Origin of the sequence: Pseudomonas brassicacearum (assembly GCF_009601685.2) — a bacterium.
GTDB classification, from domain to species: Bacteria; Pseudomonadota; Gammaproteobacteria; order Pseudomonadales; family Pseudomonadaceae; genus Aquipseudomonas; species Aquipseudomonas kilonensis_B.
This window is the reverse complement of the sequence record NZ_CP045701.2, coordinates 4665986-4689995: the sequence shown is the minus strand read 5'-3', so window position 1 is coordinate 4689995 and position 24010 is coordinate 4665986. Positions and strand designations below refer to the sequence as shown.

Below are 24010 nucleotides of genomic sequence, written 5' to 3'. Positions count from 1 at the left end.
TCTTCACCACTGACCCACCGCTATCGCGAGCAAGCTCGCTCCCACACTGGGCGAGTAAAATTCAAATTGACACCCAATCGTATGATGATTAGCGTGGGTCTCCAATAAGAGTGGCCCGCGGGGTTTTCATGTCCAGCAGTTTTCATGCATCGACCGTCGATTGGCTGGGGGGCTGGATAGCCGCCGGCCAGGTCAAGCCTGGGCAGACCATCAAGGTCGAAGCGGACTTGGGCGAGCAACTGGGGGTCAGTCGTACGGTGATTCGCGAGGCGATCAAGACCCTGGTGGCCAAAGGCATGCTGGAAGTCGGGCCGAAAGTCGGCACGCGGGTGTTGCCGGTGCGACGCTGGAACCTGTTCGACCCCCAAGTGGTTGGCTGGCTGTCACGCAGCGGCCTGCCGGAAAATTTTGTCGATGACTTGCTGGATCTGCGTCGCACCATCGAGCCGATGGCGGTGCGCTGGGCGTGCGAGCGGGCCACGGCCGATCAGGTGCAGGCGATCCGCCTGGCCTACCATGCGCTGGAGCGGGCGGTGGACAGCGGCGCCGATTACAACCGTGCCGACCAGTTTTTCCATGAGTGCATCCTCGCTGCCAGCCATAATCAGTTCATCGAGCAAATGGTCCCGGCCCTTGGTGCGTTGCTGGCGGTGTCGTTCGAAGTATCGGCGGCCGACCCGGATGAGCTGCGCCGCACCTTGCCCATCCACAAGGACATCGCCGACGCCATCGCCGCCCGTGACGCGGCGCGGGGCGTCTGGGCCTGCATGACCCTGATCGATAACGCTGACCTGGCCATCAAACGCTTTTACCCCAATGTCATGGCCGGTCGAACAGACGCCGCCGGGCAAGCCGGGAACGGGAGGTTTCAATGAAGTGGACGGCTGTGACGGAACACCGGGCGAAGTTGGGCGAGGGGCCCTTCTGGGACGAGCCGACCCAGGCGTTGTATTGGGTCGATATCGCCGGCAAGCAGGCGCTGCGGTTGATCGGCGCCAACGTACAGATCTGGCAGATGCCCGAGCATGTGTCCGCTTTCATTCCGACCCAAAGTGGCGACGCGTTGGTGACCCTGAGCAGTGGCGTCTACCGCCTCGATCTTGATTCTCCGGGCCTGGAACCGCGCCTGACACTGCTGTGCATGGCCGACCCCCAGCCAGGCAATCGCGCCAATGAGGCCCGTTGCGACGCCCTGGGTCAGCTCTGGCTCGGCACCATGCAGAACAATATCGGTGACGAAGGTGAGGACTTGCCGGTCGAGCGGCGCTCCGGTGGGCTGTTTCGCGTCACCGGTGATGGCCGGGTCATGCCCTTGCTACGCGCGCGAGGCATTCCGAACACCTTGCTCTGGAGCCCCGATGGCACCACGGTGTATTTCGGCGAGAGCCTGGACGGCACGTTGTATCGGCACTTTATCTACCCTGATGGCACCCTGGCGCCCGCCGAGGTCTGGTTCGGCCCGCACTCGCGTGGCGGCCCGGATGGCTCGGCGATGGATGCCCGGGGCTATATCTGGAATGCCCGCTGGGACGGCAGTTGCCTGTTGCGGCTGGACCCGGACGGGCAGGTCGATCGGGTGATCGAACTGCCCATCAGCCGCCCGACCAGTTGTGTGTTCGGCGGCGAAGACCTCAAGACGTTGTACATCACCAGCGCGGCGAGCCCATTGGGTCATCCGCTGGACGGTGCCGTGCTGTCGATGCGTGTCGATGTGCCTGGCGTGGCGTGTACAAGGTTTGCGGGGTGAATCCCAAAATATGGGATGTAAATATATATATTGAGATTATTTGGCGACCGGGTTTATAGTCGGCTCCATCGGCAATACGCACTCACACTAAAAAAACAAAACAGGTGAAGTGATGCAACGATCTTTCCCCGTACGCTCCGACGGCGTACGCCGGCCACTGTTCCTTCAAGCGCCTCGCCGGTCATCCGTGGATGCCCGGTTTTTGTCGTGCCCGCGCACAGGAGGCTCGAACCATGGCTGAGCCCTTGGTCTTGCCACCCGTGCCGGAGCCACCGAAGGGTGAGCGCCTGAAAGACAAGGTCGTGCTGTTGACCGGTGCCGCCCAAGGCATTGGCGAGGCCATCGTCGCGGCGTTCGCGTCGCAACGGGCCCGGCTGGTCATCAGTGATATCCAGGCGCAGAAGGTCGAGGCGGTGGCCGCCCACTGGCGTGAACGCGGGGCCGATGTGCAAGCGCTGCAGGCCGATGTGTCGAAGCCGCAGGACTTGCAGGCCATGGCCCGTCGCGCCGTCGAGCTGCACGGTCGCATCGATGTGTTGGTCAACTGTGCTGGCGTCAATGTCTTCCGTGACCCGCTGGAAATGAGCGAAGAGGACTGGCGTCGCTGCTTCGCCATCGATCTGGATGGCGCCTGGTACGGCTGCAAGGCGGTGTTGCCACAAATGATCGAGCAGGGCGTGGGCAGCATCATCAACATTGCCTCGGTCCATTCGTCCCACATCATTCCCGGCTGTTTCCCTTACCCGGTGGCCAAGCATGGCCTGCTCGGCCTGACCCGCGCCCTGGGCATCGAATACGCACCCAAAGGGGTACGCGTCAACGCCATCGCGCCGGGTTACATCGAAACCCAACTGAACGTCGACTACTGGAACGGCTTTGCCGATCCACATGCCGAACGCCAGCGTGCGCTGGATTTGCACCCGCCACGGCGCGTCGGGCAACCGATCGAAGTGGCAATGACGGCCGTGTTCCTGGCCAGTGACGAAGCACCGTTTATCAATGCCTCATGCATCACCATCGATGGGGGACGTTCGGTCATGTACCACGACTGAATATTCTCGGATTGCGGTGGGAAACTTCGCCTGTAATCCAATCATCATACGATATGACTATTCAGGCCTATGCTGTGTAGCAACTTGATGTAACCGTCCAGCCTGCGCATTTCCACCGACGGTGGAGCAGAACCCTGGACGTTTGGCTTTCAATAAAAAAAACAAGGAGTCAACTATGAATCATCGTCGTGGGATCCGTTCCCTGTGTCGCGCCGCCCTGGCGGTTACCGCGGTCAGCCTCAGCACCAGCTTGCTGGCGGCCGATCCCGTAAAAATCGGTTTCCTGGTCAAGCAGGCCGAGGAGCCCTGGTTCCAGACCGAGTGGGCGTTCGCCGAGAAGGCGAGCAAGGACAAGGGCTTCGAGTTGATCAAGATCGCCGTGCCCGACGGCGAAAAGACCCTTTCCGCTATCGACAGCCTTGCCGCCAACGGTGCCAAGGGCTTCGTCATCTGCCCGCCGGACGTATCCCTCGGCCCGGCCATTGTGGCCAAGGCCAAGCTCAATGACATGAAAGTGATCGCCGTCGACGACCGCTTCGTCGGTTCCGATGGCAAGTTCATGGAGGACGTACCGTACCTGGGCATGGCGGCGTTCGAAGTGGGCCAGAAGCAGGGCGGCGCCATGGCGGCTGAGGCGAAAAAACGCGGCTGGGATTGGAAAGACACCTATGCCGTCATCAACACCTATAACGAACTGGACACTGGCAAGAAGCGCACCGACGGTTCGGTCGATGCCCTGAAGAAGGCTGGCATGCCGGCAGACCATATTCTCTATGCGGCGCTGAAGACCCTCGACGTACCCGGCAGCATGGACTCCACCAACTCGGCCTTGGTAAAGCTGCCAAGCGCCGCGAAGAACCTGATCATCGGTGGCATGAATGACAACACCGTGCTGGGCGGCGTGCGCGCCACCGAAGCCGCCGGGTTCAAGGCCGCCAATGTGATCGGCATCGGCATCAACGGCACCGACGCCATCGGTGAATTGAAGAAACCTGACAGCGGCTTCTTCGGTTCGATGCTGCCAAGCCCGCACATTGAAGGCTACAAGACCGCCGAAATGATGTACGAGTGGATCACCACCGGCAAGGAACCGCCGAAGTACACCGCCATGGACGAGGTGACCCTGATCACCCGGGAGAACTTCAAGCAAGAGCTGGAAAAGATCGGCCTGTGGAACTGACGGCCGGTTGATTCAAAAGCGGCCCCGGTCACTTGAGTGGCGGGGTCGCTTGATCTCTGTAAGTTCGAGGTGGTTATGCAAGCGCAAACAGCGACACGGCAACACAACATCGGCGGCAGCTTGCGATTCAACGGGATCGGCAAGTCCTTTCCCGGCGTGCAGGCCCTGGCCAATATCAGTTTCGTTGCCCATCCGGGGCAAGTCCATGCCTTGATGGGTGAAAACGGCGCTGGCAAGTCCACGCTGCTCAAGATCCTGGGCGGCGCCTACATCCCGAGCAACGGCGACTTGCAGATTGGCGAGCAGACGATGGCGTTCAAAGGCACCGCCGACAGCATCGCCAGCGGTGTGGCGGTGATTCACCAGGAGCTGCACCTGGTGCCGGAAATGACCGTCGCGGAAAACCTGTTTCTCGGCCATTTGCCGGCGCGGTTCGGCCTGGTCAATCGTGGGCTGCTGCGCAAGCAGGCGTTGACGCTGCTAAAAGGCCTGGCCGATGAAATCGACCCGCAGGAAAAAGTCGGTCGCCTGTCCCTCGGCCAGCGCCAGCTGGTGGAAATCGCCAAGGCCTTGTCCCGTGGCGCCCACGTCATAGCCTTCGACGAACCCACCAGCAGCCTGTCGGCCCGGGAAATCGACCGCTTGATGGCGATCATCAGCCAGCTGCGGGACGAGGGCAAAGTGGTGCTCTACGTCAGCCACCGCATGGAAGAGGTGTTCCGTATCTGTAATGCGGTGACGGTGTTCAAGGACGGTCGTTATGTGCGGACCTTCGAGAACATGAGCGAGTTGACCCATGATCAACTCGTCACGTGCATGGTCGGTCGCGATATCCAGGACATCTATGACTACCGTCCTCGGGAGCGCGGCGATGTGGCGCTGCAAGTAAATAGCCTGCTGGGGCCGGGCTTGCGCGAGGCGGTGAGTTTCCAGGTGCACAAGGGCGAGATCCTCGGCTTGTTCGGGCTGGTCGGCGCCGGTCGTACCGAGCTGCTGCGCTTGCTCAGTGGCTTGGAGCGTCACCGCGAGGGCAGCCTCGTGCTGCACGGCAAGGAACTGAAGCTGCGTTCACCAAGGGATGCCATCGCCGCTGGCGTGCTGCTCTGCCCGGAAGACCGCAAGAAGGAAGGCATCATCCCGTTGAGCAGCGTGGGCGAGAACATCAACATCAGTGCACGCCCGTCTCATTCCGCGTTGGGCTGCCTGTTGCGTGGCGACTGGGAGCGGGGCAATGCCGACAAGCAGATCAAGTCGCTGAAAGTGAAGACCCCGGCGGCGAGCCAGAAAATCATGTACCTGTCCGGCGGCAACCAGCAGAAGGCGATTCTTGGTCGCTGGCTGTCGATGCCGATGAAAGTCCTGCTATTGGACGAGCCCACTCGTGGCATCGACATCGGCGCCAAGGCGGAGATCTATCAGATTATCCACAACCTGGCGGCCGAGGGCATTGCGGTGATTGTGGTGTCCAGCGACTTGATGGAAGTGATGGGCATTTCCGACCGAATCCTGGTGCTCTGCGAAGGGGCCATGCGCGGCGAGCTGCCGCGTGACGAGGCCAACGAATCCAACCTGCTGCAACTGGCGCTGCCGCGCCAACGCGTTGCCGACGCGGCGAACTGAGAGGTAAATCATGACCATTCAAAACAATGCACTGCCAACGGCACGCAAACCCCTGGACCTGCGCCGTTTCCTGGATGACTGGGTCATGCTGCTGGCGGCCGCCGGCATCTTCGTGCTCTGTACCCTGATGATCGACAACTTCCTGTCACCCTTGAACATGCGCGGCCTGGGCCTGGCGATCTCTACCACCGGCATCGCGGCCTGCACGATGTTGTATTGCCTGGCGTCCGGGCACTTCGACTTGTCGGTCGGTTCGGTGATTGCCTGTGCCGGCGTGGTCGCGGCGGTGGTGATGCGCGACACCAACAGCGTGTTCCTCGGCATCAGCGCGGCGCTGGTGATGGGGCTGATCGTTGGCCTGATCAATGGCATCGTCATCGCCAAGCTGCGGGTCAATGCGTTGATCACCACGCTGGCAACGATGCAGATCGTCCGTGGCCTGGCCTACATCTTCGCCAACGGCAAAGCGGTGGGTGTGTCCCAGGAGTCGTTCTTCGTGTTCGGCAACGGTCAATTGTTCGGCGTACCAGTGCCGATCCTGATTACCATCGTCTGCTTCCTGTTTTTCGGCTGGCTGCTGAACTACACCACCTATGGGCGCAACACCATGGCCATTGGTGGCAACCAGGAAGCGGCGTTGTTGGCCGGGGTGAACGTTGATCGCACCAAGATCATCATCTTCGCCGTGCATGGCGTGATCGGTGCCCTGGCTGGGGTGATCCTGGCTTCGCGCATGACCTCGGGCCAACCGATGATCGGCCAAGGCTTCGAGCTGACGGTGATCTCGGCTTGCGTGTTGGGTGGGGTGTCGTTGAGCGGTGGTATCGGCATGATTCGCCACGTCATCGCAGGCGTGCTGATTTTGGCGATCATCGAAAACGCGATGAACCTGAAGAACATCGACACCTTCTACCAATACGTCATCCGTGGCTCGATCCTGCTGCTGGCGGTGGTGATCGACCGGTTGAAACAACGCTGAACAACGGCGAACACTGGCGACTGACCTACCGCCATCGCGAGCAAGCTCCCACACAGGATTTTGTGCCAGGGCGCAGAACCCCGGCACAGCGCAGATCCAATATGGGAGCGAGCTTGCTCGCGAAGGCGTCCTCCCTGACGCCGACAATCACCCCGCCTTGCGCAACGCCTCGACCAGCTCTTGCTTGCGCATTTTCGAGCGTCCGGGAATGTTTTTCGCCCGGGCCTCCTTCATCAGGCTGTCCACGGTCTGGGCCCCGTGGGAGGCTTTGCTGGTGCGCGGGTGACCTTCGCGGGTCTTGGCGGCGCGTCGGGCGGATTCCTTGCGGTCGGATTGCTTGGCCTCGGCCGGTTTTTTCTTACCGGAGCCACCTGAGCGCTCGCCGCCACCCGACTGCTTGTTGACCGTGGCCCAGGCTCGTGCCTCGGCTTTGCCCTCCGGCACACCTTTTTTCTCGTAGCTCTCTTCGATGTGCTCAGCCTTGCGCTTTTGCTTGTCGGTGTATTTGTCTTTGCTTCCACGAGGCATGGGATGTTCCTCCTCAAATGTCTGAGCAGAGGCTATTGGCTGGCGGCGCCACCTTCGGAGCCCGAACCACCGGTCGTGGTTTTCGAGCCCACTCCAGTCTCGGCATTATCAGGTGCAGTCGAGTCCGGTGTATTCATGCCACCCTGGCGCCCTGTGTCATTACCCTGCACGCGCGGATCGGTGCCAGTGGCGGGTGGCTGGCCATTGTTCAGGCCGCCGCCGGTGCCGTCGGTGTTCAACTTGGGCAGGCCTTGCGTGGCGGGGGAGTTGGGCGCTTGCACGGGATCGGTCGGCCCGGTGCCGGAGGTGGAAGCTGCGAAGGCCACAGAGGACAGCAGCGCAGCGAAGGTGATTGCAGTCAGCCTTGAAGTGATCATGGGTGTCGCCTCCATTTTTCAGAATGCTTACCTGATCTTGGGCCTCGCTGGATTTGGGTTGGTGCCTGGGGCGCGACGAATGGCGCTTCTGAAAGAGGCGTGCGTCGCGATCAAATAGTTGGATCGATATGTGACGAGCGGCACGCAGCGGCTTAGTATGGCGCTTTCAATTGGCTACAAGGCCTGTTCATGTCGATCGAGATCCGTCCTGCGCAACCCAGCGATGCGCCTCAAATCCTTGTCTTCATCACCGAGTTGGCCGATTACGAAAAGGCCCGCCACGAAGTCATCGCCAGTGTGGCCGACATCGAGCGCAGCCTGTTCAGCGAAGGTGCAACGGCCCACGGGTTGATCTGCCTGCGTGATGGCGTGCCGATTGGCTTCGCGGTGTTTTTCTTCAGTTATTCCACCTGGCTGGGCAGCAACTGCCTGTACCTCGAAGACCTGTACATCACGCCTGACCAGCGCGGTGGCGGGGCGGGCAAGACGTTGCTGCGCCACCTGGCGAAGATCGCCTGTGACAACGATTGCGGGCGCTTCGAATGGAGTGTGCTGGACTGGAACACGCCGGCCATCGAGTTCTACAAGTCCCTCGGCGCGCAACCCCAGGAAGAGTGGGTGCGCTACCGGATGGATGGCAAGGTGCTACGGGATTTTGCCCACGGTAATTGACATTCATGAGTATGCGCTGGATGCGTACTCGGCAAATCCGGGACGCTGTTCGAGCCGCTTGCAATAGGCGGCCACCGCTGGATAGTCCGGACGCTCCATGGGTGTCTGGCGCCAACGATGTGCGGACAGGCCGATGAGCACGTCTGCAAGGGAAAACGCCGTACCGGCCACGTAGGCGCCGGTGCGGTTCAATTGCTGCTCCAGCAACCCCATCTTCTCGTTCCAGCCTTTGACGCCGGCGGCGATGCGCTGCGGGTCCTGGAAGTCCGGATTCTTGCGTACCAGGGCGTGGAATGCGTAGCCCCATGACGGGTTGAGTTCTGTGGCTTGCCAGTCCATCCACTGCTCGACACGCGCCCGTGCGGCAGGCTCGACAGGCAGCAGGTCGTTGCGCCCATGCTTGCCCACCAGATAGCGGCAAATGGTGTTCGACTCCCAGAGCACACCGTTCTCATCAATGATCACCGGCACCTGGGCGTTGGGATTCAAGGCCAGGAAATCCGGGTCTTGGGTCGAAGAAAAACCAATCCCCCAGTCTTCGCGTTCGTAGGCGATTTCCAATTCCTGGCAGGTCCACAACACTTTTCTGACGTTGATAGAGGAAGTGCGGCCGAGGATTTTCAGCTGTTGTCCCATCACTTTTTCCCTGAGTTGTTTGGCGTCCGATCAGAAACGTAACAGGGTCTTGGGCAGATGGCGATTGGCTTTATGGTTGGTTGATTAGATCCCAATATATGGGAGTGATATTTATATATTGAGATATTGTCACGCCCAGGTTTATAGTCCGTTGCACTCACTGCCAAAAAACAGAACAGGTGAAGCGGATGCAGGCGCAATTGATCGCGCTCGATTGGGGGACCACCTCATTACGGGCTTACAAACTGGCAGCCGGTGGCGAGGTGCTCGAGCAGCGCTCGCTGTCATCGGGGATCATGCAGTTGCCTTCCGGGCCGCGAACCGTGGCCGGCCGGGTGTGCATCGACGGTTTCGAACTGGCCTTCGACGAGGCCTGCGGCGACTGGCTCGATGCACAGCCAGGCTTGCCTGTGATTGCCTGCGGCATGGTCGGCAGTGCTCAGGGCTGGCGTGAAGCGCCTTACTGCGACACACCGGCCAACGTCGCCAACCTCGGACATTCCCTACAAACCGTTCGCAGCCTTCGCGGTGTCGATGTGCACATCGTGCCCGGCGTGATCCAGCGTTCACATTTGCCCAATGTCATGCGCGGTGAAGAAACCCAGGTGCTCGGTGCCTTGCACAGCCTGCCGGACGAAGCGGTGCTGATCGGCCTGCCCGGCAGTCATTCGAAATGGGTGGAAGTGGCCGATGGCTGCATCGTGCATTTCGACACCTTCATGACCGGCGAGATCTTCGCCGTGCTCAGTGACCACAGCATTCTCGGCCGCACCCAGCAACGGAGTGCGACCTTCGATGGCGTGGCCTTTGATCGTGGCGTGCAGGTGGCGTTGTCGGTAGATGGTCAGATCGGACCGTTGTCCACGGTGTTCAGCGCCCGCAGCCTGGGCTTGACCGGCGAACTGCAGGCCAGCGCCCAGGCCGATTACCTCTCGGGCCTGCTGATCGGCCATGAGCTGGCGGCGCTGGCCGAGGTGCAGCGTCGACGACGTGACAGCCTCCATCTGCCGACAGTGGTGCTGATCGGCAACTCTCAACTCTGTGTCCGTTATCAACGGGCCCTCGACGCCTGCGGCTTCGCCCGGGTGATCCTGGCCGAACAGGCCACCGAACGCGGTTTGTGGCAACTGGCCGTGGCGGCCGGGTTGCTCGATTCCACCGCCCCCTGAACCTGACTGGAGGTCTGACATGCTCACACAAGCACTGGCGCACAACGGGCTGATCGCGATCCTGCGTGGTCTGCGTCCCGAAGAGGCGGCGGCCATCGGCGAAGTCCTGTACGGCGCCGGATTTCGCGTCATCGAAGTGCCGCTCAATTCCCCCGAGCCGTACGAAAGCATTCGCATCCTGCGCAGTACCTTGCCCGCCGATTGCCTGATCGGTGCCGGTACCGTGCTCACGCCGGAACAGGTCGAGCAGGTGAAAGCCGCTGGCGGCCAAGTGATCGTCATGCCTCACAGTGATCCGAAGGTGCTGCGTGCGGCGAAAGCGGCGGGCTTGTACCTGTCGCCAGGCGTCGCCACGCCCACCGAAGCCTTTGCCGCGCTGGCCGAAGGCGCCCATGTACTGAAGATGTTCCCCGCCGAGCAAATGGGCCCGGCGGTGGTCAAGGCTTGGCTTGCGGTGCTGCCGGCCGGGACCGTGTTGGTGCCGGTGGGCGGGATCACCCCAGAGAACATGGCGGTGTTCGTCGAAGCCGGCGTCAAGGGTTTCGGCCTCGGTTCCGGGCTGTTCAAGCCGGGCCTGACAGCGGATGAAGTGGCGGTGCGCGCCAAGGCCTACGTGGCCGCATGGAATGCCTTGAACTGAAGACTTTTCCAGCGCCCCGTGCGCTGCATCTGACAAGAGAGACAACAAGATGAAAATCACCAAACTGACCACGTTTATCGTTCCGCCGCGCTGGTGCTTCCTCAAGGTCGAGACCGACGAGGGCGTGACCGGTTGGGGCGAGCCCGTGGTCGAGGGCCGTGCCCACACGGTGGCGGCGGCTGTCGAGGAATTGTCCGACTACCTGATCGGCAAAGACCCACGCAATATCGAGGACATCTGGACCGTGCTCTATCGCGGCGGCTTCTACCGCGGCGGGGCCATTCACATGAGTGCCCTGGCCGGTATCGACCAGGCGTTGTGGGACATCAAGGGCAAGGCCCTGGGTGTGTCGGTCAGCGACCTGCTGGGCGGCCAGGTGCGCGACAAGATTCGAGTGTATTCGTGGATCGGCGGCGACCGGCCGGCAGACACCGCTCGCGCGGCGAAAGAAGCCGTGGCGCGGGGCTTCACGGCGGTGAAGATGAACGGCACCGAAGAGCTGCAGTTTCTCGACACCTATGAAAAAGTCGACCTGGCCCTGGCCAACGTCGCGGCGGTGCGCGACGCAGTGGGGCCAAACGTCGGCATTGGCGTGGACTTCCACGGCCGGGTGCACAAGCCGATGGCCAAGGTCCTGATGAAGGAACTCGACCCCTACAAGCTGATGTTCATCGAAGAGCCGGTGCTCAGCGAAAACTACGAAGCCCTCAAGGAATTGGCGCCGCTGACCAGCACCCCGATTGCCCTGGGCGAGCGGTTGTTCTCGCGCTGGGACTTCAAGCGTGTACTCAGCGAAGGCTACGTGGACATCATCCAGCCGGATGCGTCCCACGCCGGCGGTATCACCGAAACCCGCAAGATCGCCAACATGGCCGAGGCCTACGACGTGGCGCTGGCGCTGCACTGCCCGCTGGGCCCCATCGCCCTGGCAGCGTGCCTGCAACTGGATGCGGTCTGCTACAACGCGTTCATCCAGGAGCAGAGCCTGGGGATCCACTACAACGAGAGCAACGATTTGCTGGATTACATCAAGGATCCGCAGGTGTTCGACTACGACAAGGGCTTTGTGAAGATCCCGAATGGCCCGGGCCTGGGCATCGAGATCAACGAAGAGTACGTCATCGAACGCGCGGCCATCGGCCACCGCTGGCGCAACCCGATCTGGCGCCATGCCGATGGCAGTTTTGCCGAGTGGTGATTTACGCCTGATCACCCCATGGGAGCAAAGCAATCCTGTGGGAGCAAGGCTTGCCCGCGATGAACGATGACGCGGCCCGACTGGAAAACGCATCGTCTGCATCGCGGGCAAGCCTTGCTCCCACAGGGTCTTGCTCAATCCTTGCCGTATTCGACAAATATAAAAAGAGGCACCTCACATGCAAGCGCACACCCTGAGCGCGCAGGCGTCGTTGGTGACGCCCAGCCGCAAGCGTTTTTTCATCATGGTCCTGCTGTTCATCACCGTGGTGATCAATTACCTGGACCGCAGCAACCTCTCGATCGCCGCCCCGGCATTGACCAGCGACCTGGGCATCGATCCGATCCACGTCGGGCTGATTTTCTCGGCATTCGGCTGGACCTACGCCGCCATGCAGATCCCCGGTGGCTGGCTGGTGGACCGGGTGCCGCCGCGCATTCTGTACAGCGTGGCACTGCTGTTGTGGTCGGTGGCCACGGTGATGCTGGGTTTTGCCGCCAGTTTCATCGCGTTGTTCGTGCTGCGCATGGCGGTCGGTGCCCTGGAAGCACCGGCTTATCCGATCAACAGCCGCGTGGTCACCACCTGGTTTCCTGAGCGCGAGCGGGCCACGGCCATCGGTTTCTACACCTCCGGGCAGTTTGTCGGGCTGGCTTTCCTGACCCCGGTATTGGCCTGGCTGCAACACACCTTCGGTTGGCACATGGTGTTTGTCGCCACGGGCGCGGTGGGCATTCTCTGGGCGGCGATCTGGTACGCGGTGTATCGCGAGCCACGGGATTTCAAAGGCGCCAACGCCGCCGAAATCGAACTGATCCGCGAAGGCGGCGGGTTGGTGGATATCCAGGCCGATACCGCCAAGGCCAAGGCGAAATTCAGCTGGACCGACCTGGGGACTGTCCTGACCCAGCGCAAGTTATGGGGCATTTACCTGGGGCAGTTCTGCCTCAACTCCACGCTGTGGTTTTTCCTGACGTGGTTCCCGACCTACCTGGTGAAATATCGCGGCATGGACTTCATCAAGTCCGGCCTGCTGGCGTCGTTGCCGTTCCTCGCGGCGTTTGTCGGCGTGCTGTGCTCCGGGTTCTTCTCCGACTGGTTGATTCGGCGCGGCGCCACCGTGGGGTTTGCGCGCAAGCTGCCGATCATTGGCGGGTTGCTGATCTCGACCTCGATCATCGGCGCCAACTTTGTCGAGTCGACGCCGCTGGTGATCGCCTTCCTGGCCCTGGCGTTCTTCGGCAATGGCCTGGCGTCGATCACCTGGTCGCTGGTCTCCACCTTGGCGCCGGCGCGGTTGCTCGGGCTGACGGGAGGGGTGTTCAACCTCATCGGCAACCTGGCGGCCATCGCCACGCCGATCGTCATAGGCTTTCTCGCCAGCGGCGATTCGTTTGCCCCGGCCATCACCTATATCGCTGTTCTGGCACTGGCTGGCGCGCTGTCCTACATTCTGCTGGTCGGGAAGGTCGAGCGCATCGAGTTGTAGTCCGACGGGGCGGGCGACCATAATGCCGCCCGTTCCCCGCTCACTGTTGAAGGCCGGCTATGCAGCAAGACGATCCAAAAATCACCAAGGACGCCGCGCCCACAGGCACGCAGACATTGTTGCGTGGTCTGGGTGTGGTCCAGGCGGTCGCCAGCGGCGCCCGCGACTTGAAGGAAATCGCCCGGCTGATCGGCACCACCCGCAGCACCACCCATCGCCTGGCCAGTTGCCTGGTGGACGAACGTTATCTGCGCGTGATGCCGCAAGTGGGCTACCTGCTGGGGCCGAAATTGATCGAGCTGGGCTTTCAGGCCCGGGAAGAGTTGCCATTGGTGAGCCTGGCGGGGCCGTATCTGGACGAGCTGTCGGCGCTCACCGGGGACACCGTTCACCTGGCGATTCGCGAAGGTGACGAAGTCTTGTATCTGTTGAAGAACCCAGGGCGCAACGGCCCGGAAATGCGCTCGCGCGTAGGCCATCGCATGCCGTTGGCGCGCACCGGGATCGGCAAGGCGCTGATGCTCGATGACACTCAGGAACAATGGAAGCGGCTGTATGAAATCAGCCTGCCAGCCGGTGGGAAGAATCAGTTCTGGCCCCAGCATCAAGAGCAATCCTGGGAGCAGTTCCAGCAACGGATGGTTGAATATGTGGCGGGGGGTTATGCCTTCGACCTGGAGGACAACGAGCCGTCGATTCGCTGTGTAGCGGCGCCGATCCGTGACGCCGGCAAGCGCATCGTCGCCGGTATCAGTATCGCCAGCACCGTGCCGTACATGCCGCTGGAAAAGATGGCCGAGCTGATTCCCCTGGTCAAAGGGGTCACAGCCCGGCTGTCGGCGGAACTGGGCGCCAAGGTTTGACGAACGTCAGGCCTTGAGCGTGGCCATGTCGATGACGAAGCGGTACTTCACATCCCCGGCGATCATGCGGCTGTAGGCCTCGTTGATCTGGCGGATGTCGAGCATTTCAATGTCGCAGCTGATGTGGTGTTCGGCGCAGAAATCCAGCACCTCTTGGGTTTCCGCGACACCGCCGATCAGCGAGCCGGCCAGGACACGGCGACCCATGATCAGTTTTGCCGCATGTACAGGCGGTTCGACCGGTTCGACCAGGCCTACGATGATGTGTACGCCGTCGAAGCGCAGCGTGTCGAGGTAGGGATTGAGGTCGTGCTGCACCGGAATGGTGTCCAGCAGGAAGTGGAATCGTCCGGCTGCGGCGGCCATCTGTTCGGTGTCGGTGGACACGATCACATGGTCCGCGCCCTGGCGACGGGCTTCTTCAGCCTTGCTCGCCGAGCGGGTGAACAACGTCACTTCTGCGCCCATGGCCTTGGCGAACTTGATGCCCATGTGGCCCAGGCCGCCCATGCCCAGCACGCCAACCTTGTCGCCAGCCTTCACGCCGTAGTGCTTGAGGGGCGAGTAGGTGGTGATGCCGGCGCAGAGAAGTGGCGCGGCGCTGGCCGGGTCGAGTGCTGCCGGAATGCGCAGCACAAAGTGCTCGCTGACTACTATGCTGTTGGAGTAACCGCCCATGGTGTGGCCGCCACTCACGCGGTCCGGGCTGGCGTAGGTCTGGGTCATGCCTTCGAAACAGTATTGTTCCAAGTCAGCGCGGCAGGCTTCGCACTCGCGGCAGGAGTCGACCATGCAGCCCACACCGACCAGGTCGCCTGCTTTATAGCGGGTGACATTCGCACCGACGGCGGTGACTTTGCCGATGATTTCATGGCCGGGCATCAGCGGGTAAACGGCGATGCCCCATTCATTGCGGGCCTGGTGGATGTCGGAATGGCAGACGCCGCAGTAGAGAATGTCGATCGCCACATCGTCGGCTCGCGGGCTGCGACGCTCGAACTTCATGGGGGCGAGGGGAGTGGTGGCCGATTGAGCGGCATATCCGATGGCTGTGTACATGATGGACCTCGCTAAGCTGTGAACGGTGAGGGGTTCATTCTGGGAGTCCTGGCGGCCGGCGGCGATGGCGATTCCTCCGCCTGTCATGCCTAATCCTCCGGTCTTGGCCAGGATTTGATCCTCTGTGGCGTCAGAGCTGCGATGATGGTTTCATCCCTTTTTTCGTGAAGTTTTCGCCCATGTTGTTGACCCGTCATCTCGATGCCAACGCCACGCTGGTTTCACTGATAGAACCCCTGGCGACCCGCGACGGTTTCGTCCCTACGCGACTGCCCGGCGTGCAAGCGCTTCGCGCCAGCCAGGACGTCGCCCGTGGTCCGCAGCTCTACGAGCCGAGTCTGGTGATCATCGCCCAGGGCAGCAAGTTGGCGTACCTGGGGCCGCGCACTATGGAATATGGTGCCGGGCACTATCTGATCCAGGCCTTGCCGGTGCCGTTCGAATGCGAAACCTACGCCATGCCCAATGCTCCGCTGCTTGGAGTTTCCGTTGCGATCGATCGGGCGATGTTGGGGGAACTGGTGCTGGCCATGGGGCTGGTGCCGGGGCGGAGCCTGGCGCCCCAGACACCGGAATCGATGACCTGCGCCGTGCTCGATGACGCCATGCGTGGGTGTGTCGAACGCTTGCTGCGCTGCCTGCACGATCCACTGGAATGCCAGGTCATGGGCCAGGCGCGGCTGCGGGAGTTGCTGTTCGTCGCGTTGCGCGGGCCCCAGGCCGATGTGCTGCGGGCGCTGGTGGAGCAGCAAGGCCAGTTCGCCCGGATTGCCGCGGCCCTGAGCCATTTGCATGCGCACTTCACCGAGCCGCTGAACGTCGAGACCTTGGCCAGTTGCGCGAACATGAGCGCTTCGACCTTCCACGAGCATTTCAAGCGCAGCACCTTGCTGTCGCCCGTGCAGTACCTCAAGCGCTTGCGCTTGCTCAAGGCCCAACGGCTGCTGCTCATCGAGGGCATGGGCGTGGCCCAGGTCGCCCACCAGGTGGGGTATCAGAGCTCGTCGCAGTTCAGTCGGGAGTACAAGCGCTACTTCGAGCGCAACCCCGGGGAAGAGCGCGCTGCCTGAGTCTCTGAAATTTCTTGTGGGAGCGGGCTTGCTCGCTCCCACATCGGGCAGCGGTGTTTCTTCGATGGCAGGCAACAAAAAGGCCCCCATTGCGGGAGCCTTTATGTTCAGCGCAACGGCTTACATGTTCGGGTAAGTCGGTCCGCCAGCGCCTTCCGGTGACACCCAAGTGATGTTCTGCGAAGGGTCCTTGATGTCACAGGTCTTGCAGTGCACGCAGTTCTGGGCGTTGATCTGGAAGCGTTTCTCACCGTCTTCCTTGGTCACCACTTCGTACACGCCGGCCGGGCAGTAGCGCTGGGCCGGTTCGTCGTACAGCGGCAGGTTCTTGCTGATCGGGATGCTCGGGTCGGTCAGCTTCAGGTGGCAGGGCTGTTCTTCTTCGTGGTTGGTACCGGAGATGAACACCGAGCTGAGTTTGTCGAAGCTGATCTTGCCGTCCGGTTTCGGGTAGTCGATTTTCTTGCAATCGGCTGCCAGCTTGAGGCAGGCGTAGTCGGGCTTGGTGTCGTGCAGGGTGAGCGGTATTTTGCCGCCAAAGATGTTCTGGTCGATCCAGTTGAAACCGCCGCCGATGATGGCGCCGTATTTGTGGATCGCCGGGCCGAAGTTGCGGCTGGCGAACAGCTCTTCATACAGCCAGCTGTTCTTGAAGCTGTCGACGTAGGCGGTCAGTTCATCACCGCCTTCGGACTCGGCAAACAGACGATCGGCCACGGCCTCGGCAGCGAGCATGCCGGACTTCATGGCCGTGTGGCTGCCCTTGATCTTGGCGAAGTTCAGGGTGCCGAGGTCGCAACCGATCAGCGCGCCGCCCTTGAAGACCATTTTCGGCAGCGAATTCAGGCCGCCCTTGCAGATGGCTCGGGCGCCATAGCTGACACGCTTGCCACCTTCCAGGTACTGCTTGAGCACTGGGTGATGCTTGAGGCGCTGGAACTCGTCGAACGGCGACAGGAACGTGTTGCTGTAGGACAGGTCGACGATCAGGCCGACCACCACCTGGTTGTTTTCCAGGTGATAGAGGAAGGAACCGCCGGTGTTCTCGGTGCCCATGATGTCCAGCGGCCAGCCGGCGGTGTGCACCACCAGGCCGGGTTGATGCTTGGCCGGGTCGATTTCCCAGATTTCCTTCAGGCCGATGCCGTAGTGCTGGGCGTCGGCCTCGCTGTCCAGGTTAAAGCGCTTGATCAGTTGCTTGCCGATGTGGCCACGGCAGCCTTCGGCGAACAGCGTGTATTTGCCACGCAGTTCCATGCCAGGGGTATAGAGGCCTTCCTTCGGGTTGCCTTCGCGGTCGACACCCAGGTCGCCGGTGATGATCCCGCGCACCACGCCGTTCTCGTCGAACAACGCTTCCTGGGCGGCGAAACCCGGGTAGATTTCCACGCCCAGGTTCTCGGCCTGCTGGGCCAGCCAGCGGCACAGGTTGCCCAGGGAAATAATATAGTTGCCTTCGTTGTGCATGGTCTTGGGCACGAAGAAGTCAGGGATTTTGCTCGCGGCCTCGGCGTTTCTCAGGACATAAATGTCATCGCGCACTACAGGCGTGTTCAACGGGGCGCCGAGTTCTTTCCAGTCCGGGAACAATTCGTTCAGGGCGCGGGGCTCGAACACCGCACCGGAGAGGATGTGTGCACCGACCTCGGAGCCTTTTTCGACCACGCAGACGCTGATTTCCTTACCGGCTTCGGCGGCCTTCTGTTTCAGTCGGCAAGCGGCAGACAGGCCAGCGGGGCCGGCGCCGACGATGACCACGTCGAATTCCATGTATTCGCGTTCCACAGGGGCTCTCTCCTACTCAAGGCTCACGGTTTTTTCTAATTGGAGGTTTGGCGTTGCATCCGTTGTTTCCTTCGCGAAAAGCGACGAAAGCGACAATGGATGAGACGCGGGTCTCTCTTAAGCGGCGCATTATATCTACACCACTCTCAGGGTCCAATACAAACGTTTGTTTGAAATTGCCGCAGCCCAGATAAATCACTGACGTACGGCTTATGACTGACCATTTTGCCGTATTGACCGGAATAGGCGTTCCGGTCAAGATACGGGCGGTTTTGCGCTCGCCGTAGGCTGACTGTTGGTTTCAAGAGCACCTCTAAAGACAGGGCGAAGGCAGCACAAAGTGACGCATTGCGTGGTTCTGACGCGCAGTTTACACGCCGCGATAATGAATGACTCATCGGTCATCACTGACGAATGGTCTTCACTCCCGTGAGCTGGGTCATGTGTGGTTCATGCCGGCGTTTTTAGAGGTGCCCTTGCGCCCATGAGCATCAACCGCCAGGTTCGCCTAGGCGACTTTTTTTCACCGGAGAGTAACGAGGAATCCATGAAGGTTCTTGTAGCTGTCAAACGAGTGGTCGACTATAACGTCAAGGTTCGCGTCAAGGCGGACAACTCCGGCGTCGACCTCGCCAACGTCAAGATGTCGATGAACCCTTTCTGCGAAATCGCCGTAGAAGAAGCCGTGCGCCTGAAGGAAAAAGGCGTGGCGACTGAGATCGTCGTCGTCTCCATCGGCCCGACCACCGCCCAGGAACAACTGCGCACCGCGCTGGCACTGGGTGCCGATCGCGCCATCCTCGTCGAATCCGCCGAAGACCTGACCTCCCTGGCCGTGGCCAAGCTGCTCAAGGCCGTAGTCGACAAGGAACAGCCATCGCTGGTGATCCTCGGCAAGCAGGCCATCGACAGCGACAACAACCAGACCGGCCAGATGCTCGCGGCATTGAGCGGCTACGGTCAGGGCACCTTCGCGTCCAAGGTCGAAGTGTCCGGCGACAGCGTTGCCGTGACCCGCGAGATCGACGGCGGCGCGCAGACCGTTTCCCTGAAACTGCCAGCGATCGTCACCACCGACCTGCGTTTGAACGAGCCGCGTTATGCGTCGCTGCCAAACATCATGAAAGCCAAGAAGAAGCCGCTTGAAGTGCTGACGCCTGACGCTTTGGGCGTTTCCACCGCCTCCACCAACAAGACCCTCAAGGTCGAAGCGCCGGCTGCACGCAGCGCGGGCATCAAGGTCAAGTCGGTGGCTGAACTGGTCGAGAAACTGAAAAACGAAGCGAAGGTAATCTGATATGACTATCTTGGTAATCGCCGAACACGATAACAAGGCGCTGGCTCCGGCTACGCTGAACACCGTTGCTGCTGCCGCTAAAATCGGTGGCGATATTCACGTGCTGGTGGCTGGCCAGGGCGCTGGCGCCGTGGCTGAAGCCGCTGCGAAAATCGCTGGCGTGGCCAAAGTGCTGTCGGCTGACAACGCCGCCTACGCTCACCAACTGCCGGAAAACGTCGCGCCACTGGTAGCCGAGCTGGGCAAGGGCTACAGCCACATCCTGGCTGCAGCCACCTCCAACGGCAAGAACATCCTGCCGCGCGTGGCCGCTGCACTGGACGTCGACCAGATCTCCGAAATTATCTCGGTAGAAAGCGCCGATACCTTCAAGCGTCCGATCTACGCCGGCAACGCCATTGCCACCGTGCAATCGAGCGCTGCGGTCAAGGTCATCACCGTCCGCGCCACCGGTTTCGACCCGGTTGCCGCAGAAGGTGGTTCGGCTGCTGTTGAAGCGGTAGGCGCTACCCACGACGCCGGCATCTCCAGCTTCGTCAACGAAGAACTGGCCAAGTCCGATCGTCCTGAACTGACCGCCGCCAAGATCGTCGTTTCCGGCGGCCGTGGCATGCAGAACGGTGACAACTTCAAGCACCTGTACGCCCTTGCCGACAAGCTGGGTGCCGCCGTCGGCGCCTCCCGCGCCGCGGTCGACGCTGGTTTCGTACCCAACGACATGCAGGTCGGCCAGACCGGCAAGATCGTTGCGCCACAGCTGTACATCGCCGTCGGTATCTCCGGCGCGATCCAGCACCTGGCCGGCATGAAAGACTCCAAGGTGATCGTTGCGATCAACAAGGATGAAGAAGCGCCGATCTTCCAGGTGGCCGACTACGGCCTTGTCGCGGACTTGTTCGAAGCCATCCCTGAGCTGGAGAAGCTGGTCTAATCCCGCGTCTTCACTTATAAAGAGCCCGGCCCTTTGGCCGGGCTTTTTATTTGCGCATCAGAGGAGCGTATTGCCATGGATCTGAGCCGTTTGGCTGGCTGGTCGTTGCTGTGGACGTTGGCGCTCGTGCCAGGCCTGTCTGTCGCCGCCGGCAAATGTGAACGACTGATCGCCACCGGCAGCCCGGATGCGCCGCCCTATCTCTGGCAGGACCCTCAGGACCCCAAGCACTTGATTGGCGCCGGTGCCGACCTGCTGGCGCACGTCGCGCAAGAACTGGGGATCAAGATCGAACTGCTGTATGCCGGCAAGCGCGCTCAGGCGTTGGACGAAGTGCGCAGTGGTCGCATGGACCTGCTCACCGACGCTCCGTTGACGACCAGCGGGCTTGAAGTGATGGATTACGTTCATCCGCCCTTGCTCGAAAACGATCACCTGGTCTGGACCCGCAAGGACTCGACGCTGGTCATCAACCAGCCCACAGACCTTCACGGTCATCCCGGGGCCTTGTCGGAAAAGGCCCGAATGACCCAGGGATTCGGCGTCTTTGCCGAGCAGCAATTGTCCCTGGTGCGCACGCCCAACCTGACCCAGGCCTTTCAGAAACTGCTGCTGGGCGAGGTGGAATATGTCCTGGCGGGGCGCTACTCGGGCCTGGCAATGGCGCAGACACTGGGGATGGCCAACGACCTGCAAGCCGCACCGCAACCGGTGGACAAACCCGGGCTGTTTCTCGCGATTTCCCATAACTCCGCCTGCAATGACCCATGGTTACGCGGACAGCTGGCGCAAAAGATGACAGAATTGGCCGCGTCCGGCCTGGTGGAGGCTGTGTTGCAACGCAATCTCGAGCGTTGGAATACACAGTTGCAGCCATCTGTCAGCGCCCCAAAACAGTAGGGAACATTAGTGACTATTCGACCTCTTTTCGCTGCCCTGGCCGTTCTGGCTCTGGCGGGTTGCGCAGCCGATCCAGCGCCGAATGAACAGATCCGCCTGACCGAACAGGCACTGGAGCAAGCCCGGGCCGTTGGCGCCACTGCCGACGAAGTGCCCGAATTGAAACTGGCTGAAGAAAAATTCGCCCGCGCCAAATCCAACATGGCCGACGAATCCTACAAGAAGGCGCGCATGCGGGCCGAACAGGCCGAACTGGACGCCCGCCTGGCCGAAGCGAAGGTGCTGACCCTCAAGAGCCAGGAGCAACTGAACGTGCTCGACACCCGCATCAAGCGCTTGCGCAAACAGTTGCGGGAGGATGCCCAATGAAGCACTCCCACGTATTGGGCGGCCTGGTCCTCGCCGGCCTGGCCAGCTTGTATGGCTGCGCCGGCCAGCGCAGTGAAGCGGCGCTGGAGCAGGCCAGCACCGACTTCCAGAAGGTCAAGGAAGACGCCAACGTCTTGCGTGCCGCGCCCCGGGACGTGATCCGCGCTGGCGAATCCCTGGCCCGTGCCGATCGTTTGTCCAGCTATTGGGGCAGCGGCGAAGATGTGCAGCATTACGCCTACCTGAGCCAGCGCTACAGTGCGATCGCCCGGGAGCACAGCAACCAGGTGCTCAACGAAGAACGCGCGGCGAAACTCGAACTGGAACGCCAGCGACTGCAACTGGCCCTGCGTGAATCCAAATTGCTGAGCGTGCAGCAGCAGGGCAAATGGCTTGAAGAACAGATCATGGCGATGGCGACCACACAAACCGATCGCGGTTTGGTGATGACCTTGGGTGACGTGCTGTTCGACACCGGCGAAGCGGAACTGAAGAGTTCGGCCAACCGGGTCGTGCTCAAGATCGTGCAGTTCCTGCAGCTCAACCCCAAGCGCGTGGTCCGTATCGAGGGGTACACCGATAGCACCGGCGGCAAGCAGGAAAACCTCAAGCTGTCTCGCGACCGCGCGCAAGCGGTGGCGGATGTGCTGGTGGACCTGGGGATAGACGAAAAACGTATCCAGGTCGAAGGCTACGGTGATCAATACCCGGTAGACGTCAACGCCTCCGAGCGTGGCCGGGCACAGAACCGTCGCGTTGAAATTGTGTTCTCCGACGAAAAAGGCCAGCTCGGCGCCGCCCGCTGAGGGCTGCGTCACTGGAAAACCCGGCCCCTGTAAAAGGCGCCGGGTTTTTTTGGCCCTGCAATCGATGCATGACGAGTACAGTTAGAGCTGTCACTCCACTGTACTGTCGAGTAATCTGGCAACTGTCCCAGTACACTTCTAAACTGTTCCGGTATCGTTTCCGACAAGAATAAAATGCCCGTGAAATCGAGTGCTGCGTCATGACCAACCTTCTGCTCTATCAACGTATTGCTCAACAGCTGGCTGAAGACATCCGGCGCGGTGTGTATCAGCCCGGTGAACGCGTGCCTTCGGTGCGCAAGATGAGCTCGCAGCTCAATGTCAGCCATGCCACGGTGTTGCAGGCCTACGCCAACCTTGAAGATCAGGGGCTGATTCGCGCACGGCCGCAGTCGGGCTACTACGTGCACCAGACGCCCGCCCTGACGGCGCCGACGCCAGACATTGCCCGGGTAGAGCGTCCAGGGCTGGTGACGCGCAGCAGCATCATCCAGCAAGTTTTGGTCGAGTCGCGCCGCGAAGGGGTGTTTCCCTTGGGCGCGGCGGTGCCGAGCGTCGACTATCTGCCTGTCCGGGCCCTGCATCAGCAGTTGGCCAAGGTCACGCGTTTCCACAGCCCGCGGGCGTTCAGCTACATGTTCAGCCCGGGCTTCGAGCCGTTGCGCCGCCAAGTGGCGATTCGCATGCGCGATGCCGGTGTCGTGGTGGACCCTTCCGAGGTGGTGATCACCCACGGCTGTGTCGATGCGCTGCAAATGTCCTTGCGAGTGCTGACGCGGCCGGGGGACTTGATCGCCGCTGAATCGCCGACCTATTACGGCTTGCTGCAACTGGCGGATCTGTTGGGCCTCAAGGTCATCGAGATCCCCAGCGACCCGGTCACCGGCATGAGCCTGGAGGCCTTGCAGCTGGCGGCCAACCAGTGGTCGATCAAAGCGCTGGTGCTGACCACGCGCCTGAGCAATCCTCTGGGCGGAACCATGCCCGAAGAGCGGCAAAAGCAACTGCTGCGCCTGGCGTCGGACTTCGATATCCAGATCGTCGAGGACGATATCTATGGCGAGTTGATGTTCGAACAGGGGCGCACCAAGGCCCTCAAGGCCTACGACCGACTGGACCGGGTCATCTACTGTTCGAGTTTTTCCAAGACGTTGTCGCCAGGTGTGCGCATCGGCTGGATGATCGCGGGCAAATTCCAGCAGGAAATCCAGCGGCTCCAGACCTTCAGCACGCACTCGGCCTGCAGCGTCACGCAGATGGGCATTGCCGCGTATCTGGAAAATGGCGGCTATGACCGGCACTTGCGCTATATCCGCCAGGAGTACCGCAAGAACCTCAGCGCCTTCCAACTGGCGGTGCAACAGTACTTCCCCGAAGGCACGCAGATGAGCCGTCCCACCGGAGGTTTCATCCTGTGGGTCAGCCTGCCGGGGCGGGTCAATACCCAGGAGTTGCATGTGCGGGCGTTGCAACAAGGCATCAGTATCGCGCCAGGGCTGATTTTCAGTAACACCGAGCAGTTCAACCACTGCATTCGCTTGAACTGCGGCACACCCTGGAACCGTGAGGCGGAGCGGGCCTTGATGACGCTGGGGCTGTTGGCCACTCAATTGTGCCAAGAGACGGCCAACGGATTTCTTTAG

At 61.3% G+C, this 24010-nt stretch carries 24 protein-coding genes; 19 read left to right on the top strand and 5 right to left on the bottom strand.

Features of this window, described 5'->3' with window-relative positions; translation table 11 throughout:
* Positions 1-128: 128 nt before the first annotated feature.
* From GFU70_RS19950 to araH, 6 genes are all read left to right on the top strand, one after another.
* Complete coding sequence (locus GFU70_RS19950) at positions 129-875, top strand: FadR/GntR family transcriptional regulator (RefSeq protein ID WP_003204233.1); 747 nt, start codon at positions 129-131, stop codon at positions 873-875.
* On the top strand, positions 872-1747 hold the full coding sequence (locus tag GFU70_RS19945) for an SMP-30/gluconolactonase/LRE family protein (RefSeq protein ID WP_116641568.1): 876 nt from the start codon (positions 872-874) through the stop codon (positions 1745-1747). The genes GFU70_RS19950 and GFU70_RS19945 overlap by 4 nt, the downstream gene beginning before the upstream one ends.
* 233 nt (positions 1748-1980) lie before the next feature.
* Positions 1981-2799: an SDR family oxidoreductase gene (locus tag GFU70_RS19940; protein WP_153388699.1), complete on the top strand. Its 819-nt coding sequence runs from the start codon at positions 1981-1983 to the stop codon at positions 2797-2799.
* A 175-nt stretch (positions 2800-2974) separates the two neighbouring features.
* Positions 2975-3979 (top strand): substrate-binding domain-containing protein, encoded by a 1005-nt coding sequence (locus GFU70_RS19935; protein ID WP_058544651.1) that lies wholly within the window; start codon positions 2975-2977, stop codon positions 3977-3979.
* Positions 3980-4054: 75 nt separating this feature from the next.
* Positions 4055-5599 carry an L-arabinose ABC transporter ATP-binding protein AraG gene (gene araG / locus GFU70_RS19930; protein WP_153388698.1) on the top strand — a complete coding sequence of 515 codons (1545 nt, stop codon included), beginning with the start codon at positions 4055-4057 and terminating at the stop codon, positions 5597-5599.
* A 10-nt stretch (positions 5600-5609) separates the two neighbouring features.
* Positions 5610-6578 (top strand): L-arabinose ABC transporter permease AraH, encoded by a 969-nt coding sequence (gene araH, locus GFU70_RS19925; RefSeq protein WP_058546873.1) that lies wholly within the window; start codon positions 5610-5612, stop codon positions 6576-6578.
* Between the two features lie 147 nt (positions 6579-6725).
* Here the strand turns inward: araH and GFU70_RS19920 are convergent, their stop codons facing one another.
* Entirely contained in the window at positions 6726-7106 is a 381-nt protein-coding gene (locus tag GFU70_RS19920) for a Rho termination factor N-terminal domain-containing protein (RefSeq protein WP_058546874.1), read from the bottom strand.
* A gap of 32 nt (positions 7107-7138) precedes the next feature.
* Positions 7139-7483, bottom strand: a complete 345-nt coding sequence (locus GFU70_RS19915) for a hypothetical protein (RefSeq protein ID WP_058546875.1) — start codon at positions 7481-7483, stop codon at positions 7139-7141.
* A gap of 189 nt (positions 7484-7672) precedes the next feature.
* Here GFU70_RS19915 and GFU70_RS19910 point away from each other — a divergent pair, with 189 nt between their 5' ends.
* On the top strand, positions 7673-8155 hold the full coding sequence (locus tag GFU70_RS19910) for a GNAT family N-acetyltransferase (RefSeq protein WP_058546876.1): 483 nt from the start codon (positions 7673-7675) through the stop codon (positions 8153-8155).
* Between the two features lie 3 nt (positions 8156-8158).
* Here the strand turns inward: GFU70_RS19910 and GFU70_RS19905 are convergent, their stop codons facing one another.
* Entirely contained in the window at positions 8159-8791 is a 633-nt protein-coding gene (locus tag GFU70_RS19905) for a glutathione S-transferase family protein (protein WP_153388697.1), read from the bottom strand.
* 188 nt (positions 8792-8979) lie between these two features.
* On the opposite strand from GFU70_RS19905, the gene GFU70_RS19900 reads away from it, so the two are divergent.
* The 5 genes from GFU70_RS19900 (at position 8980) to GFU70_RS19880 (ending at position 14150) form a co-directional block, all read left to right on the top strand.
* The gene (locus GFU70_RS19900) at positions 8980-9960 is read left to right on the top strand and encodes a 2-dehydro-3-deoxygalactonokinase (RefSeq protein ID WP_153388696.1); all 981 of its coding nucleotides are present in this window, start codon (positions 8980-8982) and stop codon (positions 9958-9960) included.
* Positions 9961-9979: 19 nt separating this feature from the next.
* Complete coding sequence (locus GFU70_RS19895; protein ID WP_153388695.1) at positions 9980-10600, top strand: 2-dehydro-3-deoxy-6-phosphogalactonate aldolase; 621 nt, start codon at positions 9980-9982, stop codon at positions 10598-10600.
* Between the two features lie 49 nt (positions 10601-10649).
* Positions 10650-11798 carry a galactonate dehydratase gene (gene dgoD / locus GFU70_RS19890; protein WP_018613609.1) on the top strand — a complete coding sequence of 383 codons (1149 nt, stop codon included), beginning with the start codon at positions 10650-10652 and terminating at the stop codon, positions 11796-11798.
* Between the two features lie 178 nt (positions 11799-11976).
* A complete protein-coding gene (locus tag GFU70_RS19885) occupies positions 11977-13287 on the top strand; it encodes an MFS transporter (protein ID WP_058544291.1) in 1311 nt (436 codons plus the stop codon).
* A 59-nt stretch (positions 13288-13346) separates the two neighbouring features.
* A complete protein-coding gene (locus tag GFU70_RS19880) occupies positions 13347-14150 on the top strand; it encodes an IclR family transcriptional regulator (RefSeq protein WP_153388694.1) in 804 nt (267 codons plus the stop codon).
* Positions 14151-14156: 6 nt separating this feature from the next.
* Here the strand turns inward: GFU70_RS19880 and GFU70_RS19875 are convergent, their stop codons facing one another.
* Complete coding sequence (locus GFU70_RS19875; RefSeq protein WP_153388693.1) at positions 14157-15209, bottom strand: NAD(P)-dependent alcohol dehydrogenase; 1053 nt, start codon at positions 15207-15209, stop codon at positions 14157-14159.
* Positions 15210-15388: 179 nt separating this feature from the next.
* On the opposite strand from GFU70_RS19875, the gene GFU70_RS19870 reads away from it, so the two are divergent.
* Positions 15389-16279: an AraC family transcriptional regulator gene (locus GFU70_RS19870; RefSeq protein WP_058544288.1), complete on the top strand. Its 891-nt coding sequence runs from the start codon at positions 15389-15391 to the stop codon at positions 16277-16279.
* Between the two features lie 120 nt (positions 16280-16399).
* Here the strand turns inward: GFU70_RS19870 and GFU70_RS19865 are convergent, their stop codons facing one another.
* Positions 16400-18064, bottom strand: a complete 1665-nt coding sequence (locus GFU70_RS19865; protein WP_153388692.1) for an electron transfer flavoprotein-ubiquinone oxidoreductase — start codon at positions 18062-18064, stop codon at positions 16400-16402.
* Positions 18065-18611: 547 nt separating this feature from the next.
* On the opposite strand from GFU70_RS19865, the gene GFU70_RS19860 reads away from it, so the two are divergent.
* The 6 genes from GFU70_RS19860 to GFU70_RS19835 all read left to right on the top strand — a co-directional run bounded on the left by GFU70_RS19860 (position 18612) and on the right by GFU70_RS19835 (position 24010).
* Positions 18612-19361 (top strand): electron transfer flavoprotein subunit beta/FixA family protein, encoded by a 750-nt coding sequence (locus GFU70_RS19860; protein ID WP_014339477.1) that lies wholly within the window; start codon positions 18612-18614, stop codon positions 19359-19361.
* Position 19362: 1 nt separating this feature from the next.
* Positions 19363-20292 carry an electron transfer flavoprotein subunit alpha/FixB family protein gene (locus GFU70_RS19855; protein ID WP_058544286.1) on the top strand — a complete coding sequence of 310 codons (930 nt, stop codon included), beginning with the start codon at positions 19363-19365 and terminating at the stop codon, positions 20290-20292.
* A gap of 75 nt (positions 20293-20367) precedes the next feature.
* Positions 20368-21192, top strand: coding sequence for a substrate-binding periplasmic protein (locus tag GFU70_RS19850; RefSeq protein WP_153388691.1), 825 nt, complete (start codon positions 20368-20370; stop codon positions 21190-21192).
* A gap of 9 nt (positions 21193-21201) precedes the next feature.
* Positions 21202-21561, top strand: a complete 360-nt coding sequence (locus tag GFU70_RS19845) for a DUF4398 domain-containing protein (RefSeq protein WP_003204190.1) — start codon at positions 21202-21204, stop codon at positions 21559-21561.
* Positions 21558-22367 (top strand): OmpA family protein, encoded by an 810-nt coding sequence (locus GFU70_RS19840; protein WP_058544284.1) that lies wholly within the window; start codon positions 21558-21560, stop codon positions 22365-22367. The genes GFU70_RS19845 and GFU70_RS19840 overlap by 4 nt, the downstream gene beginning before the upstream one ends.
* Positions 22368-22567: 200 nt before the next feature.
* Positions 22568-24010 (top strand): PLP-dependent aminotransferase family protein, encoded by a 1443-nt coding sequence (locus GFU70_RS19835; protein WP_014339472.1) that lies wholly within the window; start codon positions 22568-22570, stop codon positions 24008-24010.